The organism is Acetobacter lambici, from assembly GCF_011516885.1.
GTDB lineage: Bacteria > Pseudomonadota > Alphaproteobacteria > Acetobacterales > Acetobacteraceae > Acetobacter > Acetobacter lambici.
This window is the reverse complement of sequence record NZ_WOTD01000126.1, coordinates 1-1,559: the sequence shown is the minus strand read 5'-3', so window position 1 is coordinate 1,559 and position 1,559 is coordinate 1. Positions and strand designations below refer to the sequence as shown.

General features: G+C 61.9%; 1 protein-coding gene. It reads left to right on the top strand.

Features of this window, described 5'->3' with window-relative positions; all coding sequences use genetic code 11:
- Nucleotides 1-1,559: DEAD/DEAH box helicase family protein (locus GOB86_RS15410; RefSeq protein WP_165993534.1), on the top strand; the 1,559-nt coding region annotated here is incomplete at both ends.

The following is a 1,559-nucleotide window of genomic DNA, read 5'->3' as shown; positions in this document are numbered from 1 at the left end:
GACCAGAAAGAAGGCCTCTTCCAGAAACATGCACGCATCATTGAAGCCCTGATCCCTGTGCGGGATGCGGCCAAAGCCGTACTGCGCGCCCAGATGGACAACCAGCCTTTCGGACGGCACCAGCATCGGCTCCGGCAGACCTGGCAGAGCTTTACACGTCAGTTCGGGCCGATCAACCTGACCAACACGACCGTCAGGGTGAACCCGACCACGGGTGAAGAAACCGAAAGCCGCCGCCGCCCCAACCTCCAGCCATTCTATGATGATCCCGATGTCTGGCTGGTCTCTTCCATTGAAGAGTATGACGAAGCAACCCAGACTGCCCGGCCGGGGCCGCTGTTTACCGAGCGTGTCATCCATGCGCCTGTCGAGCCCGAGATCCATTCCGCTCATGACGCGCTGGCGGTCTGCCTGCATGACGCGGGTCGTGTCGATCTGCCCCTCATCGCCGAGCTGACCGGCTGTAGCGTGGATGACGCCCTGAACGAACTGGGCGAGGCCGTCTATCTCGATCCCGAGGCATCGTGCCCGAGCAGCGATGTGTGGGTGGCAGCGGACGAGCTGCTCTCAGGGGCTGTGCGCACCAAACTTGCGGCAGCCCGTGACGCAGCGCAGAACGACCCGCGTTTTGCCCGCACGGCGGCAGCGCTGGAACGGGCTCAGCCCGAGGATCTGAGGCCATCCGACATCACGGCCCGTCTGGGTGCGCCCTGGCTGCCAGTGAGCGACATCATGGATTTCACCCGCGAGGTATTGGGGGTCGAGGCTGTCATCCACCATACCGCCGAGGTGGCCTGCTGGAGTGTCGAGAAACGTGCCTTTCTTGGGCGGGCCGAAGCGACGTCAGTCTGGGGAACGGAACGCCGACACGCTGGTGAACTGCTCGAAGACGCGCTCACGCAGGCCTCCCCAAAAATCTGGGACACGATCAAGGATTCCAACGGTAGCGATAGCCGGGTGCTGAACACGCAGGAAACCGAAGCTGCGAAGGAAAAGCTGGCCGCTATCCGTCAGGCGTTCCAGAACTGGGTCTGGCAGGACGTTGAGCGGGCCGACCGGCTGGTGCGGCTGTATAACGATACCTACAACAATCTCGTGCCGCGCACCTTCAACGGCGATCATCTGCGTCTGCCCGGTGCAAGCACAGTCATCACCCTGCGCGAACATCAGAAGCGGGTGATCTGGCGGATCATTGCCGCGGGCAGCACCTACATCGCCCATGCCGTGGGGTCGGGCAAAACCTTCTCCATGTGTGCCGCCGTCATGGAGCAGAGGCGGCTTGGGCTGATCAGAAAGGCGATGATCGTCGTGCCAGGGCATTGTCTGGCCCAGATGGCCCGTGAGTTTCTGATGCTCTATCCGACTGCCAAAATTCTTGTCGCCGATGAGACGAACTTCGCGAAGGCCAAACGTCAGCGGTTTCTGGCCCGCGCGGCCACGGGGAACTGGGATGCGATCATCATCACCCATGACGCCTTCAAGTTCATCGCGGTCGAGGCATCCTTTGAGCGCGGGATGATCGACGAACAGATCGACGCCTATGACACGCTGCTCTGCGA